This window comes from Citrobacter telavivensis (genome assembly GCA_009363175.1).
Classification (GTDB): Bacteria; Pseudomonadota; Gammaproteobacteria; order Enterobacterales; family Enterobacteriaceae; genus Citrobacter_A; species Citrobacter_A telavivensis.
The window spans coordinates 300,675-313,496 of sequence record CP045205.1; the positions used below are offsets into that span (position 1 = coordinate 300,675).

Below are 12,822 nucleotides of genomic sequence, written 5' to 3' on the forward strand. Positions count from 1 at the left end.
CGAATAGGCGTTAAGCCTTTGGCGGTTCAGTTCGGGCAAAACTTTCACGCTGGAACAGCGTCTCCACCAGCTTAACCAGATGGGGCCTGCTCACACACCAGCCCGGCGAGACGCGGCGGAAATTGAGATAGCCCACCGCGCAGGCAATCGCGATAGTCGCCAGATTGACCGTGTCAGGTTTAATCGTCCCGTCCACCAGGTACCCTTCCAGCGCATCCAGACTACGGTTGATTTTCTCGCGCTGGCGCAACAGTTCGGTTTCCGATTGCTGCGCGGCAGGACGCGCCTGTTCTCGTACCGACACCAGACCGGCGTCCATTATCCCATCGGCCAGCGACTCAAGTTGTCGGACTTTCAGCGAGGCCAGCGGTTCGCGAGGCAGCATCGCTGGCGCAATATTCAGCAGTTCAATGTATTCCGCGATAATCGGCGAATCGAACCAGTACTCTCCATCGTCAGTCACCAGCGCCGGGACTTTTCCTAGCGGGTTGTACTGCGCTACACCGTTTTCCGCATTGTAGGGCAGTTCATTAACAAATTCGAAAGTGATGCCTTTTTCCAGCAGCAGGATCGAAATCTTACGTACAAACGGGCTGGTGTAGCTACCAATGAGTTTCATGCTCGGTCCTTTTCGCCAACACAAAACAATGAGTATGGCTCACGCAGCGGGAAAAGGCAGGTGACAGAGTTCTCAATGATCCAAATAAAGGTAGTGCATCCAACTGGTCATACGCAGCAACACTTTACGCATCACCGAAACATGGGCGAAATGGTCGGAATAGACCGCCACCTGTGCGTAGATACCGTCGGGCAACGCATCCACATCGGCATTTGGATCCAGTTCAATCGTCGCCAGGACGCCATCGGTCCCGGGTACCACCGTCAGGGACTGTAGTGCGCCCTGAGCCTGATACGAACCGCCCGGCACCACGGGCAATATGCTGGTCAACTTACCGTGAAAAACCTGCCCGGGCAGCGCGTTAAACACCACCTCCGCGTCATCGCCCGGTTCAAGGCGAAGCAGTGAATTTTGCCGGAACTGAGCGACAATTTGCCGTTTTTGTTCAGGGATAAAGACCATCACCGGACGCAATGGCAGCGCAGCGGCGTAAGTACCGGGTCGGATCAGCACCTGGGTAACGTAACCGTTGCTGGGAGCACGAATAATGGTCTGATCAAGGTTGTATTTAGCCTCTGCCAACTGTGCCCGCAGGCTGACAATTTGCGACTGTTCACCGTTGACCATGCTGTCCAGTTGGCTTTGGATTTGCGCCTGCTCAGCAACGGAACCTTTTACCAGCGCATCCTGCGCCAGAAAGTTTTGCCGCGCCGTATCAATATCGCTTTCCGAGAAGGGGTTAACCCGTGCCTGACTGCCTTTCAGGTAACGCTGATAATCTTTATACAATCGATCGCGCTCGGCAGAAACGCGCGTCGTATTGGCCTGCGCTTCGGTCAGTTGGGCTTTCAGCGTCTGGATATTGTGCGTTGCGGTGACCAGATCGGCCTGTAGCCTGTCCACGCGCGCTTGATAGCGAACGGGGTCAAGTTTAAACAGCACTTCCCCCTTTTTAATCAGTTGGTTATTTTTATCGGTAACCTCGCTGACAATCCCGGTAACCTGCGGCGTAATGGGAATGGAAATAACGGCTTTTTGCGCAGTAAAAGTGTACGGGTGGTTATAGTTCATTAACAGGATCAGACCGCTTACCAGAAATACGCCGCCTAATGCTGCCGTTGCCAGAGTCCATTGATTCACCGGAATGCGAAAGAGTTTGAAGACCGCCCACGCCAGTGCCACATAGGTTAATACAATCAATAGATCCATGGTCAGATCTCCGGAAACGTCGTCTCATCAGCCGTTTTAACCCCGGCCAGCTTTTTTTCGAGTTGTGTAATACGCGCGGATAACGCCGCAATCTCCGGATCGGTCTCCTGCCCTGCAGGCGTAGCGTGTGACTGCATGCCCCAACCGCGTTCTGGCTGGTAGAGGGTTGCCCAAATCCACAAAAACGGCCAGATCACATGGAGCGTAAACAGGCTCACCCAACCTGCAGTATGAATAGCATCGGCATGCGGGTGGTTACGTTTCTTCGCAATTAAATAGGGGATATCATGGATGGCAATAACGCCGTAAAAAATCACCAGAAAGACAAAGATCAGCACACCCAACGCGAAATAATTTAGAAACATATCTGCCCCGGCTTCACGCTAATCAGAATATTAATTGCAGGCAGCCGAAAGCAAACTGGCTGATGATTTGAACATAATTCGAGTTCTGCATTTTCGCCATCACGCCAAAGACTATTTTTCACGCTGAATGGTTACTTAATGACATCCGACGATCTGACGGTGAGAAGAATCTGCTCAGGATCACATCGGAACAAAGCCGGACGAAAATTTTTCGTGATTAAGATCACAAACATTCAACAAATCGCCAAAGACAAAACGTGAGACTCATCACAAATTAATGTCAATAATGGGTTAAAACCGAGGTTTGTTGTTTTTCTACACAAATATTTTGTGATGCGCATCACATCAATTACCTCCCTACCCCCTATATTTGTGTGACGCAAATCACAACAAAGGTCACTGACTGGACAGTTTACCGATTCAGTGCCAGATTTCGCAGTATCTACAGGGTCCGGCTACCTCTGCCGCTACATTAACAAAACCTCGGGCTTCCAGCCTGCGCGTCAGCAAACACATAAGAAGGGGTGTTTTTATGTCATCCGATATTAAGATCAAGGTGCAAAGCTTTGGTCGATTCCTCAGCAATATGGTGATGCCAAATATCGGCGCGTTTATCGCGTGGGGTATTATCACCGCACTATTTATTCCGACAGGGTGGTTGCCAAACGAAACGCTGGCGAAGCTGGTCGGTCCAATGATCACTTATCTCCTGCCGCTGCTGATAGGTTTCACCGGCGGTAGACTGGTGGGCGGCGACCGTGGCGGCGTGGTGGGTGCAATCACCACCATGGGCGTTATCGTCGGCGCAGACATGCCGATGTTCCTCGGTGCGATGATCGCCGGTCCGCTGGGCGGCTGGGCAATCAAACATTTCGATAGCTGGGTAGACGGTAAGATCAAATCCGGTTTTGAGATGCTGGTGAATAACTTCTCCGCTGGCATCATCGGTATGATCCTCGCCATTCTGGCATTCCTCGGCATTGGGCCGGCGGTTGAAGTTCTGTCAAAAATACTGGCAGCGGGCGTTAACTTCATGGTTGTCCATGAGATGCTGCCGCTGGCGTCTATCTTCGTTGAACCAGCGAAAATCCTGTTCCTGAACAACGCCATTAACCACGGTATCTTCTCACCGCTGGGTATTCAGCAGTCCCATGAGATGGGTAAATCCATCTTCTTCCTGATTGAAGCCAACCCGGGTCCGGGGATGGGGGTTCTGCTGGCGTACATGTTCTTTGGTCGCGGTAGTGCTAAACAGTCTGCGGGCGGTGCGGCAATCATTCACTTCCTGGGGGGTATCCACGAAATTTACTTCCCGTATGTACTGATGAACCCGCGTCTGATCCTCGCCGTTATCCTCGGTGGTATGACTGGCGTGTTCACGCTGACTATCCTGAACGGTGGTCTGGTTTCTCCGGCGTCTCCTGGTTCTATCCTGGCCGTGCTGGCGATGACGCCAAAAGGGGCTTACTTCGCTAACATCGCGGCAATCTGTGCGGCAATGGCGGTCTCCTTTGTTATCTCTGCCATTCTGCTGAAAACCAGCAAAGTGAAAGAAGATGACGATATTGAAGCCGCAACTCGTCGTATGCAGGACATGAAATCAGAATCCAAAGGCGGTACTCCGCTGTCTGCTGGCGATGTCACCAACGACCTGAGCCACGTCCGTAAAATCATCGTAGCCTGTGATGCCGGTATGGGTTCCAGCGCAATGGGTGCCGGCGTACTGCGTAAGAAAGTGCAGGATGCAGGTCTGAGCCAGATCTCTGTCACCAACAGCGCAATTAACAACCTGCCGCCGGATGTTGACCTGGTCATCACCCACCGCGATCTGACCGAACGTGCGATGCGTCAGGTCCCGCAGGCGCAGCATATTTCGCTGACTAACTTCCTCGACAGCGGCCTGTACACCAGCCTGACCGAGCGTCTGGTTGCCGCTCAGCGCCACACTGACAACGAAGTAAAAGTCCGTGATAGCCTGAAAGACAGCTTCGATGAAGGGGATAACAACCTGTTCAAACTGAGCGCAGAGAACATCTTCCTCGGTCGCACCGCGACGACCAAAGAAGAAGCGATTCGCTTCGCCGGTGAGCAACTGGTGAAAGGCGGCTATGTTGAGCCAGAATATGTCGATGCGATGTTGGAACGTGAAAAACTGACCCCAACCTATCTGGGTGAGTCTATCGCCGTTCCGCACGGCACGGTGGAAGCGAAAGACCGCGTACTGAAAACCGGCGTCGTGTTCTGCCAGTACCCGCAAGGCGTTCGCTTCGGTGAAGAAGAAGACGACATCGCCCGTCTGGTGATTGGTATCGCGGCCCGTAACAACGAGCACATTCAGGTCATTACCAGCCTGACTAACGCGCTGGATGACGAATCTGTTATCGAACGCCTGGCGAACACCACCAGCGTGGATGAAGTGCTGGCGCTGCTGGCGGGTCGTAAGTAAACCCCGTAGCCCGATGGCGCTACGCTTATCGGGCCTACAAAATCCTCTCCCTTGTGGAGAGGGTTTGGGTGAGGGCCTCCTCCCTCACCCCAGCCCTCTCGGGTAAAAACATTAATGAAGGTTAATACTATGAAAGCATTACATTTTGGCGCAGGTAATATCGGTCGTGGCTTTATCGGCAAACTGCTGGCGGACGCGGGGATACAACTGACATTCGCTGATGTAAATCAGGTCGTGCTCGACGCCCTGAATGCCCGTCATAGCTATCAGGTTCATGTCGTGGGTGAAAATGAGCAGGTGGATACCGTAAGCGGCGTCAACGCAGTAAGCAGCATTGGCGATGAGGTTGTTGAGCTGATCGCGCAGGTTGACCTGGTCACCACCGCCGTGGGCCCGGTCGTGCTGGAGCGCATCGCCCCGGCCATCGCCAAAGGCCTGGTCAAACGCAAAGCGCAAGGGATCACCACCCCGCTGAATATCATCGCCTGTGAAAACATGGTACGGGGCACCACCCAACTGAAAGGCCATGTGATGAACGCACTGGCAGAAGACGACAAAGCCTGGGTTGACGCCCATGTTGGTTTCGTGGATTCCGCCGTTGACCGCATCGTGCCGCCTTCAGCCTCTGCCACCCACGATCCGCTGGAAGTGACCGTCGAAACCTTTAGCGAGTGGATCGTCGACCAGACCCAGTTCAAAGGCGAGTTGCCGAACATCCCGGGAATGGAATTAACTGATAACCTGATGGCATTTGTCGAACGTAAACTCTTCACGCTGAACACCGGGCATGCTATAACCGCGTACCTCGGAAAATTGACCGGTCATCAGACCATCCGTGACGCGATTCTCGACGAGAAAATCCGCGCAGTGGTCAAAGGGGCGATGGAAGAGAGCGGCGCGGTGCTGATCAAACGCTACGGTTTTGATGCCGAGAAACATGCGGCATACATTCAGAAAATCCTCGGTCGTTTTGAAAACCCGTATCTGAAAGATGACGTTGAGCGCGTTGGCCGCCAGCCGCTGCGTAAACTGAGCGCGGGCGACCGTTTGATCAAGCCGCTGCTGGGTACGCTGGAATACCATCTGCCGCACGCTAACCTGGTCAAAGGGATCGCTGCCGCGATGCACTTCCGTAGCGAAGACGATCCGCAGGCGCAGGAACTGGCTGCGCTGATCGCCGATAAAGGCCCACAGGCTGCGCTTGCGCAGATTTCCGGACTGGATATCAACAGTGATGTCGTTGCCGAGGCCGTTAGCGCATATAACGCAAAGTAATGCTGCTGGAACTGGCGCAGGAGCCCCTGCGCCTGATTAATAGATTGTCAGATATGCAGGCAATAATGGAACAAACCCAGGCCTTTGAAAATCGTGTGCTTGAGCGTCTGAATGCTGGCAAAACCGTACGGAGCTTCCTGATCACCGCCGTGGAGTTACTTACCGAGGCGGTAAATATTCTGGTGCTTCAGGTGTTTCGCAAAGATGACTACGCAGTGAAGTACGCTGTAGAACCGTTACTCGACGGCGACGGACCGCTGGGCGATCTGTCTGTGCGTCTGAAACTGATCTACGGTCTGGGCGTACTGAGTCGTCCTGAGTATGAAGATGCAGAACTGCTGATGGCGATGCGTGAAGAGATGAATCATGACGGCAATGAGTATGCCTTTACGGATGATGAAATTCTCGGACCGTTCGCAGAACTCCATTGCGTCGTCGCGTTGCCGCCGCCGCCACAGTTTGATGCCGCCGACCCCAGCTTGTATGCGATGCAAATCCAGCGCTACCAGCAAGCGGTGCGCTCGACGATGGTTCTCTCCCTGACTGAGCTGATTTCTAAAATCAGCTTAAAAAAAGCCTTCCAGAAGTAAGCCTCTCCCTGCCTGCTACTCTTTTTCCTGTACTGGCTGATACAGGCGCCGGTAATATTTCAGCCGTTGCAGGTACATCTGCGCATTTTCTGCAGGCACTTCGCTCGGAACGTCGTCACGCTCAGGCATTTTATTCAGATACTCTTTAAACGCCTGACTTGAGGCCATAAAATCCACAGCTTTATCAATCAGAAGCGGAACATTCTCACCTATTTTCGCCATGTTACATCCTCCATACGTTCCCGCTGTGCTTCAACGCAGCGGTCAATTTTAGTGTAGGATCGCCCGCGTCATGATATTAAGGAAAACGTGCTTAATCCATCGGCGGCAAATTATCTCTTACATGATCCTGTTATCGTCTAAAATTCTTAATTAATCAGTCCATTAGAAAAATAGTTAGCAAATGAATACTCGCGGCATTTGATTATTCTTATCCCATTAGTTGTGAATAAACCCGCTCTGCGCGCATACTATAGGCTATTCACCTTATTTCTATCAGAAGCCATCCCATGAAAGAAGTCGAAAAAAACGAAATCAAACGTCTGAGCGATCGCCTTGACGCCATCCGCCACCAGCAAGCCGATCTGTCACTGGTTGACGCTGCCGATAAATACGCTGAGCTGGAAAAAGAGAAAGCCACGCTGGAAGCGGAAATCGCCCGCCTGCGTGATGTTCATAGTCAGAAACTGAGCAAAGAAGCGCAGAAACTAATGGACCTGCCGTACCGCCGTGCGATCACCAAAAAAGAGCAGGCCGATATGGGCAAGCTGAAGAAAAGCGTGCGGGGTCTGGTAGTGGTTCACCCGATGACCGCTTTAGGTCGCGAAATGGGCCTGAAAGAGATGACCGGCTTCGCAAAGACCGAGTTCTGATTTTCTACCGGGCAGCGCGTCCGCTGTCCGGTCCCTCCAATTGGCCCTACCAATCCCCAGCTGTTACGACCACTGGTTCACAATTCATTAATTTGAACCTACACTACTGTTGCCAATAAATAACATTTGATTAACTATTCGTTGTCATTATCCCTACACAACAATATTGGCAGGACCACTTTTACACATAATGTGACGACGAGATGAGCACAGACTCATTGCATTGTGCGTGTGGCCCTCAGGAGACCTGCAATGAATCTCTGGCAACAAAACTACGATCCGGCTGGTAACATCTGGCTTTCCAGTCTGGTCGCATCGCTCCCGATTCTGTTCTTCTTTTTCGCACTGATTAAGCTCAAGCTGAAAGGCTATGTTGCCGCCTCGTGGACGGTAGTTATTGCGCTGGCCGTGGCGTTGCTGTTCTACAAAATGCCGGTCGATCGCGCGCTGGCCTCGGTGGTGTACGGTTTCTTCTACGGTCTGTGGCCAATTGCCTGGATCATCATTGCCGCCGTGTTTGTCTACAAAATCTCGGTGAAAACCGGGCAGTTCGACATCATCCGCTCATCGATATTGTCGATCTCCCCTGACCAACGTTTGCAGATGCTGATTGTCGGGTTCTGCTTTGGCGCATTCCTCGAAGGGGCGGCAGGATTTGGTGCGCCGGTCGCCATCACCGCCGCACTGCTGGTGGGCCTTGGGTTTAACCCGTTGTATGCCGCCGGACTGTGCCTGATTGTCAATACCGCACCCGTGGCGTTTGGCGCAATGGGGATCCCGATTCTGGTCGCCGGTCAGGTTACCGGGCTGGACAGCTTTGAAATCGGCCAGATGGTCGGTCGTCAGTTACCGTTCCTGACGATTATCGTGCTGTTCTGGATCATGGCGATTATGGACGGCTGGCGCGGCGTGAAAGAGACGTGGCCTGCCGTCATGGTGGCGGGCGGTTCGTTTGCTATCGCCCAGTACCTCAGTTCAAACTTTATCGGTCCGGAACTGCCGGACATCATCTCCTCGCTGGTATCGCTGGTCTGTCTGACCTTGTTCCTGAAACGCTGGCAGCCGGTTCGCATCTTCCGCTTTGGCGACATGGGCGCATCGCAGGTCGATCAGACGCTGGCACGTACGAACTATACCGCCGGACAGGTCGTTCGCGCCTGGTCGCCGTTCCTGTTCCTGACGGCCACCGTGACCCTCTGGAGTGTTCCGCCGTTTAAAGCCCTGTTCACCCCCGGTGGCGCGCTGTACGACTGGGTGATTAACATACCGGTCCCGTTCCTCGACAAACTGATTGCCCGCATGCCGCCGGTGGTCCACGAAGCCACCGCCTACGCGGCCGTGTATAAATTTGACTGGTTCTCCGCGACCGGCACCGCAATCCTGTTCGCTGCGCTGCTGTCCATCGTCTGGCTGAAGATGAAGCCTTCCACCGCCATTCAGACATTCGGCAGCACGCTGAAGGAACTGGCGCTGCCCATCTACTCCATCGGGATGGTGCTGGCCTTTGCATTTATCTCCAACTATTCCGGGCTTTCCTCGACGCTGGCGTTAGCGCTGGCGCACACGGGCAGCGCCTTTACCTTCTTCTCGCCGTTCCTCGGCTGGCTGGGGGTGTTCCTGACCGGTTCAGATACCTCTTCTAACGCGCTGTTTGCCGCCCTGCAGGCCACCGCCGCACAGCAAATCGGCGTGTCCGATGTACTGATGGTAGCGGCAAATACCACCGGTGGCGTCACCGGCAAGATGATTTCGCCGCAGTCTATCGCCATCGCCTGTGCGGCGGTCGGACTGGTCGGCAAAGAGTCGGATCTGTTCCGTTTTACCGTCAAACACAGCCTGATTTTCACCTGCATGGTGGGCGTGATCACCACGCTTCAGGCTTACGTCTTAACCTGGATGATTCCATGATAGTGATGCCCAGACGCCTGTCGGACGAGATTGCCTCTCGTGTGCGGGCGCTGATTGAAGAACAACAGCTGGAAGCGGGCATGAAACTGCCCGCCGAGCGCCAGCTGGCGATACAGCTTGGCGTCTCGCGCAACTCGCTGCGCGAAGCGCTGGCGAAGCTCGTCAGTGAAGGCGTGCTGCTCAGCCGTCGCGGCGGCGGCACGTTTGTCCGCTGGCAGCATGAAGAGTGGTCTGAACAAAACATCGTTCAGCCGCTGAAAACCCTGATGGCCGACGACCCGGATTACAGTTTCGATATCCTCGAGGCCCGGCACGCCATCGAAGCCAGCACGGCCTGGCATGCGGCGATGCGCGCTACTGCCGCCGACAAAGAGAAAATCAAACTCTGCTTTGACGCCACGCTCAGCGAAGATCCGGATCTCGCCTCACAGGCCGACGTCCGTTTTCATCTGGCTATCGCCGAAGCCTCGCACAACGTGGTGCTGTTACAAACGATGCGCGGGTTCTTCGACGTGCTGCATTCATCGGTGAAGCAGAGCCGACAGCGCATGTATCTTGTTCCGCCCGTCTTTTCCCGGCTGACGGAGCAACATCAGGCCGTATTAGATGCCATTCTCGCGGGCGACGCCGACGGCGCGCGTAAGGCGATGATGGCACACCTCAGTTTCGTCCATACCACCATTAAACAATTCGATGAAGACCAGGCCCGCCAGGCGCGAATTACCCGCCTGCCCGGTGACCACAATGAAAATTCCAGGGAGAACAAAGCATGATTATTTCAGCCGCCAGCGATTATCGCGCCGCAGCCCAGCGCATTCTGCCCCCATTCCTGTTCCACTACATCGATGGCGGAGCGTATGCGGAACACACCCTGCGTCGTAATGTGGAAGACTTATCGGACGTGGCGCTACGCCAGCGCGTACTGAAAAACATGTCTGACTTAAGCCTGGAAACCACGCTGTTTAAAGAAAAACTGTCGATGCCGGTGGCGCTGGCACCGGTCGGCTTGTGTGGCATGTATGCCCGTCGCGGTGAAGTGCAGGCCGCTGCGGCAGCCGATGCGAAAGGGATCCCGTTTACCCTTTCCACCGTCTCCGTGTGCCCGATTGAAGAAGTCGCGCCAACCATTAACCGTCCGATGTGGTTCCAGTTGTATGTTCTGCGTGACCGTGGGTTCATGCGTAACGCGCTGGAACGCGCAAAAGCGGCGGGCTGCTCAACGCTGGTCTTCACGGTCGATATGCCAACACCGGGCGCACGCTATCGTGATGCCCACTCCGGAATGAGCGGCCCGAACGCCGCACTGCGCCGCTACTGGCAGGCGGTTACCCATCCGCAGTGGGCCTGGGACGTCGGCCTGAACGGTCGTCCGCACGATCTCGGCAATATCTCCACTTACCTCGGCAAACCGACCGGGCTGGAAGATTACATCGGCTGGCTGGCAAACAACTTTGATCCGTCAATTTCATGGAAGGACCTTGAGTGGATCCGGGAATTCTGGGACGGGCCGATGGTGATCAAAGGGATCCTCGACCCAGAAGACGCCCGCGACGCGGTTCGTTTTGGTGCCGATGGGATTGTGGTCTCTAACCACGGAGGTCGTCAGTTGGACGGCGTGCTCTCTTCTGCGCGCGCCCTGCCCGCCATTGCCGACGCGGTGAAAGGTGACATCGCCATTCTGGCGGACAGCGGCATCCGCAACGGGCTGGACGTGGTGCGTATGATTGCGCTGGGCGCTGATACCGTCTTGTTGGGCCGTGCATATCTGTACGCGCTGGCAACAGCGGGTCAGGCCGGTGTGGCCAATCTGCTGAATCTGATCGAGAAAGAGATGAAGGTTGCTATGACGCTGACCGGCGCGAAATCCATTAACGAAATCAGCCGTGATTCTCTGGTGCAGGAGCTGGGCAAGAGTCTACCCGCCGCGCTGGCTCCGCTTGCCCGTGGCGATGCCGCCTGATCCTGACCTCGCATAACCTCTGCCGCTATAGGGTCGGTCTGTTTTTCAGCCCGATCCTTTTTTATGCAAAATTAACGATTGGTTAACAGTTATGACCAATATATTTGACAAGTTTTTATTCCGCTGTCAAATGTATAGACAAGCTAATACAAGAACAACACAACATCGACAATCATAACGGGCGAGGGCGACATGGTTTATACCGGAAAAGTGAATATCCAGCAGGCGATAGATGACAGTCCTTTTTCGCGCTTTCACTGGGTCATTATTGTCCTGGGTTTCCTCATTCTGGCCATTGACGGCTTCGATACGGCGGCGATGGGCTATATTGCCCCCACGCTCTCAGCCGACTGGGGCATCAGAAAACAGGATCTTGGGCCAGTATTAAGTGCTGCACTGTTGGGACTCTCATTTGGCGCACTGCTGGCCGGGCCAGTTTCGGATCGTATGGGTCGTAAGCGCGTGCTGGTCTTTTCCTGCCTGTTCTTTGGTCTCGCCAGTCTGGGAACGGCGTATGCCCAGACGCTGAATATGTTAACGTTCTGGCGGTTTCTCACCGGGCTCGGGCTGGGTGCAGCAATGCCTAACGCCATCACTCTGGTTTCAGAATTTGCGCCTAAGCGCTGCCGCTCAATGGCCATTAACACCATGTACTGCGGCTTTCCTCTTGGCGCAGCAGGAGGTGGAGTGATCTCCTCCTGGCTCATTCCTAACTACGGCTGGCACAGTGTACTGCTTGCCGGTGCGATCGCACCGCTGGTGCTCACCGTGCTGTTGGTACTGTTTCTGCCAGAATCGGTGAAGTATCTCGTTCACCGTGGCAAAGAGGTTTCACACGTCAAACGTATTGCCCAACGTTTTATGTCGGGGAATCTGGAGCAGGTTACCCAGTTTTATCTGGATGAAGAGCGCATCGCGACCCAAAAAGGGAGCGTGGCGCAACTCTTCAGCATGCCGTGGTTGCCGGGCACGCTGATGCTCTGGATGACCTACTTTATGGGGCTGGTTATCTATTATGTGCTGCTCAGCTGGATGCCAACATTGATGCTGGGAATGGGTTATCCACTGGCGGAATCCGCCTGGCTGACGTCGCTGTTCACGTTCGGCGGTACGGCGGGGATCCTGCTGGCTGGGTGGCTGATGGATCGTTGGGAAGCACACAAAGTGGTCTCTCTCGGTTTTGTCCTGACGATGCTGTTTGCCCTCGCGCTTGGGTTTGAAAACAACCACATCGTCCTGTTCGGGGCATTAATCTTCCTGATGGGAATTACCATGAACGGCGCGCAATCTGGGCTCCAGACGCTGGCCGCCACGTTTTATCCAACCCACTGCCGCGCGACGGGCATTGCCTGGATGCAGGGCGTGGGCCGCTTTGGCGGTGTTGCCGGGACCATGATGAGCGCCCAGTTGCTTTCCCTGCAATGGCAGGCTGACAGTATACTGATGTTCCTCAGTCTTCCGGCGCTGGTCGCTGCTGCCGCGACGATTTATAAGCTGCAACGCTATAAACCGCACCGTCTGACCGTCGCATAGTACCTGCCCTTTCTGCTATTCTGCCCCCCGTTATTAAGGGGGCAG

General features: G+C 54.5%; 12 protein-coding genes. 8 read left to right on the forward strand and 4 right to left on the reverse strand.

Going from position 1 to position 12,822, the window contains the following annotated elements; translation table 11 throughout:
- Positions 1-10: 10 nt before the first annotated feature.
- The 3 genes from GBC03_03610 to GBC03_03620 form a co-directional block, all read right to left on the reverse strand.
- Positions 11-619: a glutathione S-transferase gene (locus GBC03_03610; protein ID QFS69359.1), complete on the reverse strand. Its 609-nt coding sequence runs from the start codon at positions 617-619 to the stop codon at positions 11-13.
- A 72-nt stretch (positions 620-691) separates the two neighbouring features.
- The gene (locus GBC03_03615; GenBank protein QFS69360.1) at positions 692-1,828 is read right to left on the reverse strand and encodes a biotin/lipoyl-binding protein; all 1,137 of its coding nucleotides are present in this window, start codon (positions 1,826-1,828) and stop codon (positions 692-694) included.
- 2 nt (positions 1,829-1,830) lie between these two features.
- On the reverse strand, positions 1,831-2,193 hold the full coding sequence (locus GBC03_03620; GenBank protein QFS69361.1) for a DUF3302 domain-containing protein: 363 nt from the start codon (positions 2,191-2,193) through the stop codon (positions 1,831-1,833).
- Positions 2,194-2,725: 532 nt separating this feature from the next.
- Here GBC03_03620 and GBC03_03625 point away from each other — a divergent pair.
- The 3 genes from GBC03_03625 (at position 2,726) to GBC03_03635 (ending at position 6,504) form a co-directional block, all read left to right on the forward strand.
- Positions 2,726-4,639, forward strand: coding sequence for a PTS mannitol transporter subunit IICBA (locus GBC03_03625; GenBank protein QFS69362.1), 1,914 nt, complete (start codon positions 2,726-2,728; stop codon positions 4,637-4,639).
- Positions 4,640-4,768: 129 nt separating this feature from the next.
- On the forward strand, positions 4,769-5,914 hold the full coding sequence (mtlD, locus tag GBC03_03630; GenBank protein ID QFS69363.1) for a mannitol-1-phosphate 5-dehydrogenase: 1,146 nt from the start codon (positions 4,769-4,771) through the stop codon (positions 5,912-5,914).
- The gene (locus tag GBC03_03635) at positions 5,914-6,504 is read left to right on the forward strand and encodes an MltR family transcriptional regulator (protein QFS69364.1); all 591 of its coding nucleotides are present in this window, start codon (positions 5,914-5,916) and stop codon (positions 6,502-6,504) included. The genes mtlD and GBC03_03635 overlap by 1 nt, the downstream gene beginning before the upstream one ends.
- Before the next feature lie 15 nt (positions 6,505-6,519).
- On the opposite strand, the gene GBC03_03640 is transcribed toward GBC03_03635, so the two are convergent.
- Entirely contained in the window at positions 6,520-6,726 is a 207-nt protein-coding gene (locus tag GBC03_03640) for a hypothetical protein (protein QFS69365.1), read from the reverse strand.
- 287 nt (positions 6,727-7,013) lie between these two features.
- Here GBC03_03640 and GBC03_03645 point away from each other — a divergent pair, with 287 nt between their 5' ends.
- From GBC03_03645 to GBC03_03665, 5 genes are all read left to right on the forward strand, one after another.
- Positions 7,014-7,376, forward strand: coding sequence for a YibL family ribosome-associated protein (locus tag GBC03_03645; protein ID QFS69366.1), 363 nt, complete (start codon positions 7,014-7,016; stop codon positions 7,374-7,376).
- Positions 7,377-7,628: 252 nt separating this feature from the next.
- Positions 7,629-9,284 (forward strand): L-lactate permease, encoded by a 1,656-nt coding sequence (gene lldP / locus GBC03_03650; GenBank protein ID QFS69367.1) that lies wholly within the window; start codon positions 7,629-7,631, stop codon positions 9,282-9,284.
- Positions 9,281-10,057: a transcriptional regulator LldR gene (lldR, locus tag GBC03_03655; GenBank protein QFS69368.1), complete on the forward strand. Its 777-nt coding sequence runs from the start codon at positions 9,281-9,283 to the stop codon at positions 10,055-10,057. Before lldP ends, lldR begins: the two co-directional genes overlap by 4 nt.
- Positions 10,054-11,244: an FMN-dependent L-lactate dehydrogenase LldD gene (gene lldD, locus GBC03_03660; GenBank protein QFS69369.1), complete on the forward strand. Its 1,191-nt coding sequence runs from the start codon at positions 10,054-10,056 to the stop codon at positions 11,242-11,244. Before lldR ends, lldD begins: the two co-directional genes overlap by 4 nt.
- A gap of 192 nt (positions 11,245-11,436) precedes the next feature.
- Positions 11,437-12,777 (forward strand): MFS transporter, encoded by a 1,341-nt coding sequence (locus tag GBC03_03665; GenBank protein QFS69370.1) that lies wholly within the window; start codon positions 11,437-11,439, stop codon positions 12,775-12,777.
- Positions 12,778-12,822: the final 45 nt, after the last annotated feature.

Excerpts from the sequence above, each read along its gene's own strand:
- GBC03_03610 (QFS69359.1), bottom strand. The coding sequence starts at position 619 with ATGAAACTCATTGGTAGCTACACCAGCCCGTTTGTACGTAAGATTTCG.
- GBC03_03615 (QFS69360.1), bottom strand. The coding sequence starts at position 1,828 with ATGGATCTATTGATTGTATTAACCTATGTGGCACTGGCGTGGGCGGTC.
- GBC03_03620 (QFS69361.1), bottom strand. The coding sequence starts at position 2,193 with ATGTTTCTAAATTATTTCGCGTTGGGTGTGCTGATCTTTGTCTTTCTG.
- GBC03_03625 (QFS69362.1), top strand. The coding sequence starts at position 2,726 with ATGTCATCCGATATTAAGATCAAGGTGCAAAGCTTTGGTCGATTCCTC.
- mtlD (QFS69363.1), top strand. The coding sequence starts at position 4,769 with ATGAAAGCATTACATTTTGGCGCAGGTAATATCGGTCGTGGCTTTATC.
- GBC03_03635 (QFS69364.1), top strand. The coding sequence starts at position 5,914 with ATGCTGCTGGAACTGGCGCAGGAGCCCCTGCGCCTGATTAATAGATTG.
- GBC03_03640 (QFS69365.1), bottom strand. The coding sequence starts at position 6,726 with ATGGCGAAAATAGGTGAGAATGTTCCGCTTCTGATTGATAAAGCTGTG.
- GBC03_03645 (QFS69366.1), top strand. The coding sequence starts at position 7,014 with ATGAAAGAAGTCGAAAAAAACGAAATCAAACGTCTGAGCGATCGCCTT.
- lldP (QFS69367.1), top strand. The coding sequence starts at position 7,629 with ATGAATCTCTGGCAACAAAACTACGATCCGGCTGGTAACATCTGGCTT.
- lldR (QFS69368.1), top strand. The coding sequence starts at position 9,281 with ATGATAGTGATGCCCAGACGCCTGTCGGACGAGATTGCCTCTCGTGTG.
- lldD (QFS69369.1), top strand. The coding sequence starts at position 10,054 with ATGATTATTTCAGCCGCCAGCGATTATCGCGCCGCAGCCCAGCGCATT.
- GBC03_03665 (QFS69370.1), top strand. The coding sequence starts at position 11,437 with ATGGTTTATACCGGAAAAGTGAATATCCAGCAGGCGATAGATGACAGT.